The 16151-nt window shown below is 44.9% G+C and carries 11 protein-coding genes and 1 other annotated feature; of the genes, 4 read left to right on the top strand and 7 right to left on the bottom strand.

The features are described 5' to 3' along the window. The first annotated feature begins 13 nt into the window (after positions 1-13). Entirely contained in the window at positions 14-826 is an 813-nt protein-coding gene (mutM, locus tag ACWI_RS01275; RefSeq protein ID WP_070369617.1) for a DNA-formamidopyrimidine glycosylase, read from the top strand. Between the two features lie 217 nt (positions 827-1043). Here the strand turns inward: mutM and ACWI_RS01280 are convergent, their stop codons facing one another. The 4 genes from ACWI_RS01280 to ACWI_RS01295 all read right to left on the bottom strand — a co-directional run bounded on the left by ACWI_RS01280 (position 1044) and on the right by ACWI_RS01295 (position 7152). After that, positions 1044-3413, bottom strand: coding sequence for an ABC transporter substrate-binding protein (locus tag ACWI_RS01280; protein ID WP_070369618.1), 2370 nt, complete (start codon positions 3411-3413; stop codon positions 1044-1046). A 90-nt stretch (positions 3414-3503) separates the two neighbouring features. After that, positions 3504-5036, bottom strand: coding sequence for a histidine kinase N-terminal 7TM domain-containing diguanylate cyclase (locus tag ACWI_RS01285; RefSeq protein ID WP_070369619.1), 1533 nt, complete (start codon positions 5034-5036; stop codon positions 3504-3506). Between the two features lie 208 nt (positions 5037-5244). Continuing rightward, positions 5245-6708, bottom strand: coding sequence for an MFS transporter (locus tag ACWI_RS01290; protein ID WP_070369620.1), 1464 nt, complete (start codon positions 6706-6708; stop codon positions 5245-5247). Beyond that, positions 6709-7152 (bottom strand): MarR family winged helix-turn-helix transcriptional regulator, encoded by a 444-nt coding sequence (locus tag ACWI_RS01295; RefSeq protein WP_070369621.1) that lies wholly within the window; start codon positions 7150-7152, stop codon positions 6709-6711. 429 nt (positions 7153-7581) lie between these two features. Between ACWI_RS01295 and ACWI_RS01300 the strand changes: the two genes are divergently transcribed. Both ACWI_RS01300 and ACWI_RS01305 read left to right on the top strand, forming a co-directional pair. Beyond that, the gene (locus tag ACWI_RS01300) at positions 7582-9891 is read left to right on the top strand and encodes a methyl-accepting chemotaxis protein (RefSeq protein ID WP_070369622.1); all 2310 of its coding nucleotides are present in this window, start codon (positions 7582-7584) and stop codon (positions 9889-9891) included. A gap of 250 nt (positions 9892-10141) precedes the next feature. Next, a complete protein-coding gene (locus ACWI_RS01305; protein WP_070369623.1) occupies positions 10142-10717 on the top strand; it encodes a TetR/AcrR family transcriptional regulator in 576 nt (191 codons plus the stop codon). Positions 10718-10766: 49 nt separating this feature from the next. On the opposite strand, the gene ACWI_RS01310 is transcribed toward ACWI_RS01305, so the two are convergent. Together ACWI_RS01310 and ACWI_RS01315 are read right to left on the bottom strand one after the other, a co-directional pair. Then, positions 10767-11396, bottom strand: coding sequence for a DUF3786 domain-containing protein (locus ACWI_RS01310; RefSeq protein ID WP_070369624.1), 630 nt, complete (start codon positions 11394-11396; stop codon positions 10767-10769). Between the two features lie 470 nt (positions 11397-11866). Further along, a complete protein-coding gene (locus ACWI_RS01315) occupies positions 11867-13126 on the bottom strand; it encodes a Glu/Leu/Phe/Val family dehydrogenase (protein ID WP_070369625.1) in 1260 nt (419 codons plus the stop codon). A 265-nt stretch (positions 13127-13391) separates the two neighbouring features. Here ACWI_RS01315 and ACWI_RS01320 point away from each other — a divergent pair, with 265 nt between their 5' ends. Next, positions 13392-13832 carry an Lrp/AsnC family transcriptional regulator gene (locus ACWI_RS01320; protein WP_070369696.1) on the top strand — a complete coding sequence of 147 codons (441 nt, stop codon included), beginning with the start codon at positions 13392-13394 and terminating at the stop codon, positions 13830-13832. Between the two features lie 98 nt (positions 13833-13930). On the opposite strand, the gene ACWI_RS01325 is transcribed toward ACWI_RS01320, so the two are convergent. Continuing rightward, positions 13931-15451: a 2-isopropylmalate synthase gene (locus ACWI_RS01325; protein WP_070369626.1), complete on the bottom strand. Its 1521-nt coding sequence runs from the start codon at positions 15449-15451 to the stop codon at positions 13931-13933. 52 nt (positions 15452-15503) lie between these two features. Continuing rightward, positions 15504-15885, bottom strand: a binding site (T-box leader). Positions 15886-16151: the final 266 nt, after the last annotated feature.

Genomic DNA, 16151 nt, shown 5'->3' on the forward strand with positions numbered 1-16151 from the left:
GCAGGTGAATCTTATGCCCGAACTACCAGAAGTCGAAACCGTCCGCCAAACGCTTAAGAATTTTATTATTGGCAAAACAATTAAAGAAATCCAGGTTTATTATGATCCGATTGTCACCGGAGATTCCGATCATTTTGCCAACACCTTAACCGGCCAAACCATCTGCGATATTGATCGGATCGGAAAATATCTGATCTTTATTCTGGATCGTGATGCCTTTATTTCTCATTTGCGAATGGAAGGCAAGTATAATATCGTCGACGCATCAACGCCGCTAAACAAGCATGAACACCTGAGCTTTATCTTTCGTGATGGCTCTGAATTACGTTATCAGGACACCCGTAAATTTGGTCGTCTGGAACTGGTCAACAAAGACACCTATCGTCAGGATCTACCGCTTGCCAAGCTTGGCCCCGAGCCCTGGGATGCCGATCCTGAAACGATCTATGCCAAAATACATAAGAGCAATCTGCCGATTAAAACCTTGCTATTGGATCAAACCATTATGACTGGAATCGGCAATATTTACGCCAATGAAATCTGTTTTACGCTTAAAATCGATCCCCGTACCCCGGGAAAACGTCTCAGTAAAAGGCGGGTGGCCGAGTTAATCACCATATCCCGGGAAATTTTGGAACAGGCCATCGCCCAGGGCGGCACCACCATTCATTCCTTTGATGCCAATGGCATTACCGGTTTGTTTCAGCTGCAGTTAAACGTCCATACCCAAAAAATCTGCCCGGTATGTCAGGGAACCATCACCAAAGAAATGGTTCGTGGCCGGGGAACCTATTATTGTAAAACCTGCCAGAAAAAGAAGGGTTAGCCGCCATCGGCTCCATATGATTACTTATAACTGTTTTGTCATTAAACATTGCCGGAAAATTATGCATCCGCCCGGCCAACAGCCACAAAACCACACCAAGAATTAAAAAACCGTCTCCAGGCGCCCACAAAAGCGCTCCTGGAGACGGTTTTTTCTTGATAACGTGATCTGGTCAATCGAAGGAGCCAACGTTTTTAAATCGTGTCGGTGCTGACGGCTATTTCATCTCCAGCACGCCTGGCTTCAGCAGATCCTGGCTGTATAGGCCATTATTTTCCCAATAATATGCCTCCGCTGCTGGCATCAGATGATAGAATTTATAGTAACCGATCTGTCGGTCGCCATTCCGATCGAGTTTGAGCACCCCACCAAGACCATGAAAGCCAGCTTTGGCAAGATATCCGTTAAGTACCTCAGGACTTACGTTACTGCCTTCCTGAAGATAGGCACAACCCAGTAACCAAATCCCGTCAAAGGAGCTGATCAGACTTTCCTTAAGCGGGCCGTCAACTTCCAGTTCGTCGTTGATAACGTAATAAAGAGGATCAAACTTATCCCCATAGGGACTAAAATCAATTGTTGTGTAATCAAGCTGGGCAGCCGTTTCGGCAGCCTCCGAATCATTTTGCAGGGCCTTTGACGAAGCCGAACTGTCGGTACCGTACCATTTAAGCTGACGTAAGTTACTGTCTTTTGGCAACGCTTTAAAAAGCTCCACCACTTCATTGTACGAAACCGTCAGAACCGCCGTTTTAGCTGGATCACTGGTTACCAGTGCCGCCTCTGCCATCGATACCGGCATGGCCAGATCCGGATTGGTGGCATCGTAACCAAGGGCTACCACCTCACCGGCAAAACCGGCTTTCATCTGATTGACCATCGCCTGGCCATAGCTGTCATCCGCATAAAGGATAATCAGCTCGTCAATCCCCCGCTGGGCTAACAGCGTCGACAGCGCTTTGGTCTCAACCCCGTCATTCAGCACCAGACGATAGAGCCGATCGGTCTGAGCCAGTGCCATACTTGATGAGAGCGGTGAAATGGCAGTAATTCCGGCTGCATCAAACACCGGCTTAACAGCCTCTAACTCAGCACTGTTAATTGGTCCAATAATACTATTTATTCCCTGCGCCGTCAGGGTCTTAGCTGCCGCAACGGCCTGAGCATTGTCACTGCCTGTATCCTCGACCATAAGAGTCAGGCTTAAATCCGTGTTGCGGCTTTTTGCATAATTGTTAAACTGATCCACCGCATATTCAAGGATCATTTTTATTTCTTCACCATTCTCACTCCGGTTTCCCGTTAGCGGCAATAATGCGCCTATTTTGACTTCGCCACCAATTGGCGAAATTTTTTCTTCAATCGTCTGAACAATCGGCTCGCCGGCTCCGAGGCTGACAACATGGCCCATACACTTCCAGCGGTAGGCATCACCCTCTTTGATGCAAACATAGCGCATATACTTTGAGCCCTTGGTATCACCATTTTCGTCCATCGTGTTAAAGGAGCCAAAAGCATTTCGAAAGTTTGCCGCCTGGGTTACCAATCCGGATTTTAAAACCTCATACTCGGGGTTTGCTCCAACCACGCCGTAGGTATCGGCCAACAGCCATAAGGCATCCCAGGTTGTGATTGCATAAGGGGAATCGTCACTGGCACCATCAAGCCGGGCTCGCAGATAAGGCAGGGCATCAAGATCAATGCCCTGATCTCCCAGGGTTAACCCCTCCATTGCTGTTTGTTCCAGAAAAGCCGCCACTTTCTGGTTCTCAACAATTGTCTGATTACCGATAATATCAGCGCTGGCATACCATTTCATTGCCGATAGCTTTTGATCATCTAATAGATTGACAATCAAATCAGCCGCCATCTGGCTGGGCGCCACCACGACCACCGCCGTCGACGTATTGCTCGCTCCGGCTGCCAATGACTTAATTGTCTCAGAAACGGTGGGATTTTTGGCGCTCTCAGCGGTAATCGCCACTGAGCCAAGAACCTCTATGTTCTGGGCAAAAGCCATTTCATTCAGATAATCGTTATAGCCCCGACCATAGGTGTCATCAACAAAGATCGTTATCAGACTGTCGATCTGCTGGCCATTTTTAATGATCCGGGTGAGACCATCAACCTGACTTTTGTCGGTACCAACCATTCGAAAGAAGTGATCCGACAATGACAGTTCTCTGGCCGTTGCCGACGGACTGAGCAGCAGCATTCCATTGGTATTGGCGTAGTCCAGCACCGCCAAGGCTTCCTCACTGATCATCGGACCGATTACCGTTGTGATTCCGGAATTTTTCAGGTTTTCCAGTTCTGCCAGCGCGGTGCCCGGATCACTCTGGGTGTCACGGATTTCAAGCTCAATTTTTAGGCCCTGGTCGGCGAGGTAGCGGTTGACATACGGCAGTGTTGCCTCAAGGGCTTTGTTGGCAGCCGTCCCGGTGGCCTTCCAGGTACCGGTTTCCGGAAGCAGAACTCCAACCTTGATCGTCGCAAGATCCGTCACATCAGCCGTCTTTGGCAGCAACGCCGATGCCCCCATGGCCAACACAAAAACAAGCAATAGCGTAATGACTGATTTTTTCATTGTTCTCCTCTTTTCTTTTATTCAATACGTAATCGATTTTTCATCGTTCAACTTATTAGCCGAAACGAATTTAAAAACAGCGTTTTTGTCTCAATGGGCGATAACTGTCCGGTTTCTTCCCGAGTGCTTGGCCTGATAGAGGGCGTGGTCGGCGTGATTAATCAGGGCATCAAAATCAGTGGTTGTCTGATCACGTTCTGCCACGCCAATACTGACTGTCACCGTGATGCATTTTTCTCCAAATATCGTGGTCTTTTGTGCCACTGCTTTCCGGAAATCCTCAGCTTTTGCATAGGCCTTTTCAGCATCGGTGTTTAACAACACAACCGCAAACTCTTCTCCGCCAATCCGGCCGACAATGTCGGTACCCCGGAAGGCCTCCTTAAGCATCGCTGAAAAATTTCGAAGTACGGCATCGCCGCCATGATGACCATACGAATCGTTGATTTTCTTAAAAAAATCGATATCCATCATCAGCACTGACAACGTTTCCTGGACGGATCGGGCCTGCTGGTCGGCCTTTTCGGCACACTCCCTAAAGCGTCGTCGATTATTGAGACCGGTGAGTTCATCAGTATTGGCGATTTCTGTCAGCCGCTGTTTCAAACTTTCCCGCTCCGTGACATCTTCAAAGGTGATCAGATGACCAACAGTTTCTTTTTTGTTTTGAATACTGCGGGTGTTGATGTTAACATAACGGTCTTCTTTGGCAACACTGAAATGACAAACCTGATCCTCCGAATTCTTGATACGCTCCCACAAATCCGGATGTTTCGCCAACAGAATTTCCAATTGGTCTTCTTTTAGCGACGCATTGAACCAACTAAAAAACGTGATGCTGGCTTCGTTAAAGTCGACAACCCGATAAAAACGATTCATTAAAATCAGACCAGCGCTGCTATCCTCAAAAACTCGTTCCCGGGCGAGATCTTTAATTTCTAAAAAATTGTACCGTGTTAAGGATAAATTGATTAACAATACGCAGGGCGGCAAAATCAATGCCGTATAGTCAATCCCGATGCCGAAAAGATTCACCGTCACCAACAGCAACGCCAGATATGGCAATACCGAAGCCAGCAGCAGTAGTCTGAACTGGATTCTTTCATCACCCGTGCTGTTTCGAAAACGCTGAACATAAAACCAGGTGCATAAAACCAAGGTAATCAGCACATAGGCCGTCTGAATATAATACCATGGGCCCTTGATCAAGAGCATGTAGTTGACCCCCATAAACTGATGAATCCCAATTTGGCTGTAATATAAATGATGCCAGTCGTTGGATAGGCGCAGCAGAAATGTGAAAATCGGAATCGCAAAGACCACCAGACCACCAAATCCCTGGAGGAATTTGCCCTTGCCGGTGTACAACATGCTCACCATTAACCACAACGCCGGAAAAAACGGAATCCCGAAATATTGCACCTGATTCCAGAAATACATATCCTGGAGTGAGCTGGCATTGATTTCCACCAGATACCCCAGCAGATAAATCTGCAAGGTCAGACTGAGTGCTCCAAAGGCTTTAGCATAGCTTGATTTACCCCGGACAAACGAATTGATAAACATAAAGGAAAGCAATAAAACCCCAATATATAGATAAATACTGACAAACTTAATAATCATTTTGCTTTTTAGACCTCCTGATCTGGATCACTTGTCTGATATGGCCTTTATCAAAAGTACGATTATCCCACTTGGATTCGAACCCATAAGCACGCGGAAGATGTCCCTACTATTTAAGATGAATTATACTTTAAATACTAACAAAGCACAAGAAATGAAAAAAACAGCGGTCAACCCAAACCCGCTGTTTTTCTTATCCATTATTGACTCAGTCCTGACTTGGCCGCATCTCTTTGTCTGGAACCATCGCTTCCTCCCGTACCCGGGACTTTTTACCAATCAGCCGCAATAGCGTTAATACCGCGCCAAACAGACAGATCGCTGCCGCTGTCGTATAAACGATTTGCATACCATTAATAAAGGCGCCATTTTGGCCAACCACATAATCGGTGACCCGGTAGCCCAACTCCCCGCTCATGCTGCCATAAAGCAAGGTGGTTGCCAATGCAATCCCACAAACCATCCCCATATTCCTTACCAGGGCATTGATGCTCCCGGCAATCCCCAACTGATGTCTACTTACCGTCGACATGATCAGGGAATTATTTGGCGACTGAAACAAGCCCATCCCCACTGATAAGATGACAATAAAAATAACCATGGTCATCAGGGAAGACTGCTCCGTCAGGGTCGCCATTAAAAATAAACCCAGACTGATCAGCAACAGACCGATGAAGGTTAACAATTCTGAGCCAATTTTATCAGAAACATGACCGCTGAGTGGTGCCAGAACGGTTAAAACCAAAGGGAAAATCATCATAACCAGCCCCGCCTGCTCCGGTGAGTAGATCATCACATCCTGCAGATAGAAGGGCTGAATAATACTGTTGCAGAAAAGCCCCACAAAGGTAATAAACGCACAAAAGATGCTTAGTGAAAATAATTTATTCTTAAAGATAGCCAAAGGAATCAAGGGGTTTTCCCGTTTTTTTTCGACCCTGATAAAGGCAATAAACGACAGGATTGAAACGATAAAGCCCGTTAGGATCAACGGATTTAAAAAGCCCAGACTGGGTACCTGCCCCAGGGCCACAAATAAGGGCACGATACTGAACATGAACAGAACTGCCCCCAGCACATCCAACCGCTCTGTGGTTTTTTTATTACTTCTTGGCAGCAGCTTAAGGGCAAAGAATAGAACCACTACCCCCACTGGAACATTGATCAGAAAGATATATTCCCAACTGGCGGCCCCGACAATGATGCCTCCCAATCCGGGGCCAACCAACGATCCCAGGGCTACGGATGTGCCGGTTAAACCCAGGGCCTTGCCCCGCTCAGTGGCCGGAAAAACCTGGGTGATAATGCCCTGATTATTGGCCATGGTTGCAGCGGCGCCAACCGCCTGAACAATCCGGGCACCAATCAGCACCGGAAAGGAACTGGTAATCCCACAGAGCAGTGACCCCAGGGTAAACATGGCAATACCAAAGGTGAAAATTCTGGTCTTGCCCAGCATGTCTCCCAGTTTTCCAAAGATCAAAATAATTCCGACAATAACAATCAGATAGCTGGTCACCACCAGCTGAATCTGTGCGGTATCGACATCCATTGCCCGGGCCATCTGAGGCAGCGCGACATTGACGATGCTGCTGTCCAGGGTGGCCATAAAGGTCGACATCACTACAATCAGCAGAATCGGCCATTTATTTTTTTCATAACTTTTTTCCATTTATTCCTCCTCGGCCCTGAGCTGCTGGGTTCGCATAAAGATTTTTTTCATCGCTACCAGGGTCACAGCCTTCTCTTCCGGGGTTAAATCGACTGAGATCAAGTCCACGATCTCCTGAATATCCCTGTGCATCTTGGGTAATACGGCTCTGGCTTTTTCGGTCAGATACAATTGATAGGCCCGACAATCCCCATCTTTACCGACTTTATAAACATATTCCAGCTCAATCAGCCGTTTAATCGTGCGGGTGGTCATGGCCTTGTCGTTGCCGATTTTTCGGCTGAGCTGATGAAGACTGACACCCTCATTTTTCTCCAGAATAAAAAGATAGGGCATTGAACCACTGCTTAAGCCATATTTTTTCATTACCTTGTCCAGTTGAATCTGATTATTGCGAAATATTTTATTATTGAGCATAATAAAATGCATGTTTTCAATTTCCAATTGTCCTACTCCTTCTAATATTGACTTGTCAACATTATTATAATTCCTTTGCGTTGAGTTGTCAACTTTTTGCCGACGTTTCCATATCTTGCTCAGCGATTCTTTGAATCTGATCGCTGCTACCGAATCATTCTCATAAAATATGTTACATGCTGTCTATTTTATCCACTTCTGATTATACTTCTCCCCATTGCAATAACGTCACAATGAATTAAATTCATTTAAAACAAAAAATTAAATTGAATTTACTAAAATGATTGGATATAATATTTGAGGTACGTAAGCAGATTCGATTGAATACCCAGGCTGTGAAGAGTAACAGCATCTACAAAACGTAGATCAGCGGTAAAATCATTCAAGGAAAAGTGGTGAAAAATGACCTGAATTATTGTTTAAACACATTTTAATTTATGATCAAAGGAGTATTACATGAAGTATGAAAAAACCTTGGTGTCGAGGATGCTGCTGACAGTTGTTTTGCCTGTTGCTTTTATTTTTCTAGTAACCGTTGGCTTATCACTGTATGTCCTGAGCCTGAACTTCGACCAGTATTTTACAATCCCAAACAGCATAATCCTGATTTATGTACTCGGATTGCTTGTCATCGTTGGCGTGATTTTAGTGGGTTTTAATAAAACCTCGAACCAAATAACTCAGCTAACTAAAATTGCCAATCGCATCGTTGCCGGTGATGTTGACATAAACCTTGAAGCAACGCAGACCCACGACCAGCTGGGTCAATTAGGTTACACCTTAACAGAAATCGCCGGGACTATTAAATCTCAGGCAGATATTACAAGCCGGATCGGTGTTGGTGATCTTTCCGTCACGATAACCCCAAAATCCGAAAAAGATCTGCTGGGGAACAGTTTGCAACGTATGCAAACCGCAATGTTAAATCTCGTCGATTATCTATCAATGCTGCCAGAAAGCATCAAGCCAGGATTTGATTTGGATCAGAAACACACCGATGCTTTGGGGGGTGATTTCAAAAATGCGATCACCCGGACCAATCAGGCCATCGAAATACTGGCCTCTGAAAAAGACTTCTTTGCCGCAATCCTGGATGCGATGCCATACCGTGTTACCGCCGTTGACAATGATTTGAAGATTACCTTTCTCAATAAAGCGCTGGGTGACTTGATGAAAAAAACCGGCACCGCCAAAAAACGGGAAGATATGTATGGCCACGCCTGTTCCGAGTGTAATCTTGAGATCTGCAAGACCGAAAATTGTGGCGTTACCGCCTTTAAAAAAAGCGGTCGAACCGAATACCCCTTTGAATTCAAGGGCCGCTATTATCGCATGGACACGGCTGCTATTCTTGATAAAGATGGCTCTACCATCGGCTATCTGGAAATCTCTCACGATACCACCCCAAATGAAAGCGTCGCCCAGTACACCAAAAAAGAAGTGCTCCGTTTGGAGCAAAATCTGGAACGATTATCACTCGGGAACCTGGATTTTGATCTAGACATTCAGATACCCGATGAATACACCCATGCCACCCACGAACAGTTTATGACCATCGAAAAGAACTTAATCTGTGTGAAAGAATCCATTGGCGATCTCATCACCGATGCCACCCAGCTGACCCGAGCCGCAATCCAGGGTGAACTGGAGATCCGGGCCGATGAAACCCGTTTTAGTGGTTCCTGGCAAAAACTGATAAAGGGCATGAATGGAATCCTAGCAAAAATTTCAAAACCCATTAACGAAGTGGCAGCAGCATTGGATGATATGTCTGAAGGAAATTTAAACGCCACCGTAACTGGCACCTATAAAGGCCGTTTCGATGCCCTGAAAACCGCCGTCAACACCATGGGCAGCCGCTTCAGAACGGTCGTAACTGAAATTTCAGCTGTGACTGAAGAAATCGGCAACGGCAATCTGAGCATCGATGACATGCGTGTCTACCGAGGCGATTTCAATGCCATTTCTATTTCGCTTAATGCGATTATTAAAAAGTTAAATGATCTCCTTGGTGACATCAACAATGCGGCTGAACAAGTTAATACCGGTGCCAACCAGATTGCTGACAGTAGTCAATCCTTGGCCCAGGGCTCCACCGAGCAGGCCAGCTCGATTCAGGAGTTAACCGCATCCATCGCTGAAATCGCCGACCAGACGAAACACAATGCCGTTGATGCCAATAAGGCCCGAGCATTGGCCGCTGACGTCATGGAAAACGCTGATAAGGGTACTACTCAAATGATCAGAATGCAGCAATCGATGATCGACATGAACAAGTCCTCTGATGATATTTCTAAAATTATAAAAGTCATTGATGATATCGCCTTCCAAACTAATATTCTGGCGCTCAATGCGGCGGTTGAAGCGGCCCGGGCCGGACAACACGGCAAAGGTTTTGCCGTCGTCGCCGAAGAAGTCCGGACCTTGGCTGCCCGCAGTGCCGATGCCGCCAAAGAAACTACCGGACTGATCGAAGGGTCCATCCAAAAGGTTCAGGAAGGAACAAAAATTGCCGATGAAACAGCTGCAGCACTTGATGAAATTGTCAGTGGCATCGATCAAGTTACCGGTCTGATTGGCAATATTGCCACCGCCTCCAATGAACAGGCCACAGGCATTGCCCAAATCAACCTGGGAGTCGAACAAGTTGCCCAGGTTGTTCAGCAGAACTCAGCCACCGCCGAACAAAGTGCCGCTGCCAGTGAAGAATTATCCGGCCAATCGGTTTTATTAAAACAGATGATTAATCAATTTCAACTGAGATAATCCACAATAATTTGTCAATTACACTACCAACGCAAGGCCACCACATTAAGTGGTGGTTTTTGCGTTGGTATGTAATACAAATCAGATAATCTGTAAATCTCTCATTCTAATTAAGGTATCTTTCTTCAGATTGCCGTTCATTCTTGACTTTGTTATGAAAAATCGCTAGGATATAGCTTAGACAAAGAATCATCATTCGGACTAAAGTATCATCGGGTCTATCACGACGCCTATTTAGGAAGGTAAATTTATGGAAAAAGAAATCAGTCGCAGAGATCGAAAAAAACGCCAGGTACTCACTACTCTCGTCGATGTGACAATGAAACTGTTTATTGAAAAAGGATTTGCAGAAACAACCATCGCTGAAATTGCATCGGCTGCAGATATTGGCACGGGCACCTTTTATAATTATTTTCATTCAAAAGAAGATGTTCTGAGATATGTTTTGACAAAAAATCTGGATGAAACAAAGGACTCCCTGGAAGAACTGAATCGCTCTTCCATGAGTCCTCCGGAAAAAATCTCTCAAATTCTGTTAACCATCGGTAAAATTTTTAAAGAAAATCAGCAATTATTTAACTTATGCAATCGCCATCTTTCTCTGATGGGGCCACCCCATGGAACTGAATTTAAAGATATCTTGGTAGCCATAATCCAGGAAGGGCGAATAAATGGCGATTTCAGAAATGATGTACCCATTGAAATGATCACCGAACTGTTTATGGGTTTAATCAAATCTGCCCTTACCAGTCATGCAAAAATTTCTTTTGAGGAAAACCTCAACTATAAATTGAAGCTGTTTATGGATGGACTTTTAACAAAATAAGACTGCAATAAAACATGAGCTTGGACTCTCTTTATGATCCTTACTTTAACTATATTAATCTTTTTAACCCGGCCGCACTGAACAGCCGATTCACCAGATCACCGCCAATACCGATGACGGTTTCCTCATGCGTGAAATCGGTGATTTTTTCATCAAAAAGAATGGTGGCCTGAGCTGGCAGTTCCTCATCGCCATCCCAAAATAAAAATCGAATTGGCATACAGACAAAGGCCATGGCCTGAAATCCGGCGTCTGAATTTGGCAACCGTTCAAACCCCAGTTTTTCTGCCACCTCAATCAATTGCTCTGTTTTCCCTTCAAAGGTTTTGGCAAAAGGCATCAGGGTTGATTTTTTAAAGGCCGGACTAAATGGTGCTGCACCCCGGAGTTCATGAAGAGGAATAAAATTACCAGAATTTCTTGGTGCTTCTTTCGAAAAATAAAACAAATGATAAATAGCTGACTGAGTATAAAAATCCACCTCTTCCTGGGGATTTTCAAGATTATGAATTCTGGCATCCACTCGGTTAATCTCGTAATTGACACCAAAATAAGTAATCGGTAAATTATTTTCATTGTATCCGGGCAGTCCTAAGGCCGCATAACGTTCTTCATAGTCAAACTCCAGCGCCTTTAGTCGCCAATATTCACATACATTTTTATAATTATCTTGTTCCATCTTCAGTCTCCTCCATTTTATTTATGCTTAGCATTTACAAAGTAGCAGGAGCTTAACCCGCTGTTTCGCAATTTATTATTCTTTAATCAGCAATTAACAATTATCTTGAATATATTCATTTATGAATTTATTCATAAATATATTATCTTCATTTCTTTATTTTGTCAACAACAATCCATTCAATCACTATCTTTTTCTCATCTCAAAAAACATGCTCCACCGCCGTCACTTGGATGTTTTTTCTTCTTAAAATCATACAACGAGTATAACGTTTAGCTATTGATTCTAAATTAATCTTGTCAGATCGGACAAATATTTGCAAAAAGAAAAAACAGCCGACTGATATAAAGTCCGCTGTTTTTTCTTTGGGTGAGGTGGATGTTATTACCTTAATAATTTAATCCGTGAACCTTGAAATAAAGTTGAAAAAAGATTTAAATCTTTAACATTTGCTCCTACAACCTTTTCCATCAAGGAAAAATACCTTTAATTTCTTCGGCATAGATCAACCGTTTCAGAGCGATGATATAGGCGGCCATCCGCAGTGAACACCGGGATTGCTGACTTTCTTCGAGAATCTCAATAAAAGCGGCTGACATAATTTTCTCCAGGGTTTTATTGACCTGCTCCCGGTTCCAGGTTAAGATCTGAATATTCTGAACCCACTCAAAATAAGAAACAATCACCCCACCGCTGTTAGCAAAAATATCCGGCACCAGTACGATGCCCCGTTCTTCCAATAGCGCATCGGCGGCCACACTGGTCGGTCCGTTGGCGCCCTCAATGATATAGGAACATTGCAGCTGCTCGGCATTGTCGGCATTGATCTGGTTCTCCAGCGCTGCCGGAATTAGCACATCACATTTGCAGGTCAATACCTCTTCGTGGGAAATATGACGGACCCCCGCTTTCTGATAATCTTTTAACTGCTTACCGGTAAGCTCTAAAAACTCCGATATTTCATCAGCATCCAAACCGTTTTCGCAGTAAATTCCTCCCGAAACATCACTTAAGGCCACAATTTTACTGCCCCGATGAAAAAGAATCCGGGCGGCATTGCCACCGACATTGCCCATCCCTGAAATCGCCACGGAGACATCCGCAAGCTTCTTGCCATCCCGCTCCAGAATCAGTTTGGTACTGATGGCGACGCCCCGGCCAGTGGCCGAATTCCGTCCTTTGGAACCACCCAGCTCCAAGGGTTTTCCGGTGACCACCCCAGGGCAGGGCTTACCTTTTAGCATGCTGTAGGTATCCAGAATCCAGGCCATGGTTTGGGAGTTGGTGTTAACGTCTGGTGCTGGAATATCCATATCCGCACCAATTAGCGGTTCGATGGCAAAGGCGTAACGTCTGGTCAGTTTGCGCAGTTCCCGTTGAGAAAGCGTATTGGGATCAACCCGCACCCCACCTTTAGCCCCACCGTAGGGAATATTAACGACTGCACATTTTAACGACATCCAGGTGGCCAGGGCCTTGACTTCATTTAAATTACAGTCCTGATGAAAGCGGATCCCGCCTTTAAACGGCCCCCGGATATTGGAATGCTGAACCCGATAGCCTTCAAAAACCTGGACTCTTCCATCATCCATTTCTACCGGCAAATAGACCTTTGTTTCCCTTTGGGGGTTTTTGATGATATCAAACATATACTGATTCATCCCGCCAATTTCCATTGCCTCTGTCATTACATCTACCACGTTCGAATAGGGATCATAGAATTCGCTCATACACTTGTCTCCTGCTTATAATTTGTTGCGGCACATCAACTGAAAACAATCATAAACTTAAAGCATTTACATTGTCAATCACTCAACACAAAACGATGATACCTAATTATTTTAAGTGTATTCACCTAATTTAAAAAGTTTATTCACTTCTTTACTTAATTTAATTATGTTACAATATTGTAACAAACATCGACTATTTTACACCAATAATCCATTTTCAATTATTTTCAATAATTCAGGAGGCTAAATAATGAAAAACAAACAATTGGACGCCATCGATCTGCAGATATTAAATCTGCTCCAGAAAAACGGCCGGATCTCAATCAAAGAACTGGCCGCTCAGGTCTATCTCTCCTCACCGGCGGTTTCTTCCCGGATCGAACAACTGGAAAAGAATAATTATATTAGCGGCTATCAGGCGGTAGTGAATCCCATCAAAATGGGCTATCATATCAAGGCTTTTGTCAATCTGGAGGTTGAACCGATCCGCAAAAAAGAGTTTTATCCCTACATTCAAACCTGCAACAACGTTATTGAAAGCAATTGTGTCACCGGTGATTATTCGATGCTACTGGAAGTTCTTTTCCCCAGCACCAGCGAATTGGACAGCTTCATCGGCGAACTGCAACGATTCGGCCGAACTAAAACCCTGATTGTCTTTTCGACTTCGGTGGAGCATCGGGGGATTGAGTTTGCTTTGGAATAAATCGGAGGCAAACATTTTGATTGCCTCCGATCATCTGCTGATAAGCCCGTGTTAATTTTTTAAGCCCTTACCATAAGATTTTTTCCGTTAATTTTTATTTATTTAAGCAGCATCTTATTGACCGCATTAATCAGCGCCAGGGCACTGGCCCGCATCACATCCTGTTCGATGGCTTTACCCGAGAACAACTGGTCATCACAGCGAATCTGGGCGGTGACCTTGCCCAGACTCCCTTTGCCCCGACTGAGGCTGTTGATCCGGTAATCGATGAGTTCAATGGGCGCCCCGATAGCTTCCATAATCGCTCCATAAAGGGCATCAATAACCCCGGATCCGCTGCGGCTGCTCACCACTTCCTGCTCACCTTTTACCAGCCTAACTGTTGCTACTGGTAACCCTCCGGTCACCTGTAGCTGATAATCAAGTAGCTGCCATAATTCCGGGCTCGTAGCACTGCTGGGAACACCACTGTTTTTTAGCAGCGTCAGCACATCATTATCATAGATTTCTTTTTTGGCATCGGCCATCGTCAAAAACTGCTGGTAGATGGCTGCCACTGAGACCTCAGGAATATCAAAACCCAGACGCTTTGTGACGTGCATAAACGCATGTCGGCCTGATCTGGCAGTGAGGACAATTTCCATTGCCGGTGCTCCGATGGTTTGTGGATCCATAATTTCATAAACATCCTTGGATTTGAGCAGCCCATCCTGATGGATTCCCGAGGAATGAGCAAAGGCATTTTCCCCAGTGATGGCCTTGTTGACCTGAATATCCAAGCCCATGGTGGCACTGACCATCCGGGATGTTTCATAGATTTTTCCCATATCCACCGTGGTATGTCCGCCATAATAAGCCGGGTGGAGCGAAATCCCCATGACCACTTCTTCCAGTGCGGTATTGCCGGCCCGCTCACCGATTCCGTTGATAGTGCATTCCACCTTATCGGCACCGTTCTTAACGGCTGCCAGGGTATTGGCAGTGGCCAGACCGGTGTCATTATGACAATGAACACTGAGCATCACCTTGGGGTCGAGATTTTTCAGCCGATCATTGATACGATAAATCAGCTTACCGAATTCCTCGGGAATGGCAAAGCCCACCGTATCCGGCACATTGATGATGGTGGCACCAGCCTTAACCACCGCTTCAATGGTTTGCCAGAGATACTCAAACTCCGAGCGGCTGGCATCTTCCAACGAGTACTGAACCTGAGGCAGCAGGCTACTGGCATACTTAACTGCACCAACCCCCATCTCGATAACTTGCTCCGGCGTTTTTCTGAATTTCTTGGCGACGTGAACACCAGATGAACCCAAAACAATATGAATCAACGGATTTTCGGCCGCCCGGATACTCTCATAAATGCAATCAATATCTGCTTCCACCGCCCGACCCAGGGCCGCAATCCAGACGTCCTGGCCGATTTTTCGGCTAATCGCCCGAACGGCCTCAAAATCCCCCTGGGATGACGACGGAAAGCCTACCTCCATCATATCGACCTTCATTTTGGCAATCTGCTGGGCCACCTCCAGCTTTTCGGCCAGATTCAATTTGGCCCCCGGCACCTGCTCACCATCTCTTAAGGTGGTGTCAAAAACATAAATTTTTCGTGACATACTCTTTCTCCTTTTATGAATTTTGGGTAAAAAAAGCTCCCTTATCATCTCAATCAGAGACGAAAAGGGAGCTTTCCGCGGTACCACTCTTATTCACACAGAAGACTGCATGCACTTTATCGATACCCTTTACTGCCCCTGAAGATTCTTTTTCGTCTAAAATTAGTGTATAAAAAAACGCCTGTCTCAAACGAGACAGACGAAAAATCTGCTATACCACTCTTTTTATAAATCTTCAATACGGGCTTAATAAAACCGATATCCATCCCCTGTAACGGTGGGCTTCCGTCTTAACCTACTTTTTGCTGATTTTTCAGCACTGTTTCAGCAAGCAACTCCGAGGTGAGTTCATCATCTTCTGATTTCTGCTTCACACCACCCAGCAGATCTCTGCAAATCATCCAACAACTACTATTCCGCATCAACGTCTTTTTGATATTTTGTTTATCATAAACGAATCAAACCCGTTTGTCAACCCAATAAAAAAGAAAAAGCAGCCGTTTATAAACAGCTGCCAATGATAGTGAAGTGAAAAAAGATGTCGAAACTTTTCTCACTTCACAAATTATAAATTGTTAAGCTTAACTTTCTCTGTAACTTTTCATTTATTTAAGCAGATGTTAAAGAAAGATGAAAGACAATGCTCTTTATTTCTAAAAACGCCCAATCTTTTTACACCGCCATCCATGCCATGTCTGGT

The sequence above is a fragment of the Acetobacterium wieringae genome (assembly GCF_001766835.1).
GTDB classification, from domain to species: domain Bacteria; phylum Bacillota; class Clostridia; order Eubacteriales; family Eubacteriaceae; genus Acetobacterium; species Acetobacterium wieringae.

What these genes read in the sequence shown, in the direction of transcription:
- ACWI_RS01325 (WP_070369626.1), bottom strand. Translation starts at nt 15,451, where the DNA reads ATGTCACGAAAAATTTATGTTTTTGACACCACCTTAAGAGATGGTGAG.
- ACWI_RS01305 (WP_070369623.1), top strand. Translation starts at nt 10,142, where the DNA reads ATGGAAAAAGAAATCAGTCGCAGAGATCGAAAAAAACGCCAGGTACTC.
- ACWI_RS01285 (WP_070369619.1), bottom strand. Translation starts at nt 5,036, where the DNA reads ATGATTATTAAGTTTGTCAGTATTTATCTATATATTGGGGTTTTATTG.
- ACWI_RS01310 (WP_070369624.1), bottom strand. Translation starts at nt 11,396, where the DNA reads ATGGAACAAGATAATTATAAAAATGTATGTGAATATTGGCGACTAAAG.
- mutM (WP_070369617.1), top strand. Translation starts at nt 14, where the DNA reads ATGCCCGAACTACCAGAAGTCGAAACCGTCCGCCAAACGCTTAAGAAT.
- ACWI_RS01300 (WP_070369622.1), top strand. Translation starts at nt 7,582, where the DNA reads ATGAAGTATGAAAAAACCTTGGTGTCGAGGATGCTGCTGACAGTTGTT.
- ACWI_RS01315 (WP_070369625.1), bottom strand. Translation starts at nt 13,126, where the DNA reads ATGAGCGAATTCTATGATCCCTATTCGAACGTGGTAGATGTAATGACA.
- ACWI_RS01290 (WP_070369620.1), bottom strand. Translation starts at nt 6,708, where the DNA reads ATGGAAAAAAGTTATGAAAAAAATAAATGGCCGATTCTGCTGATTGTA.
- ACWI_RS01280 (WP_070369618.1), bottom strand. Translation starts at nt 3,413, where the DNA reads ATGAAAAAATCAGTCATTACGCTATTGCTTGTTTTTGTGTTGGCCATG.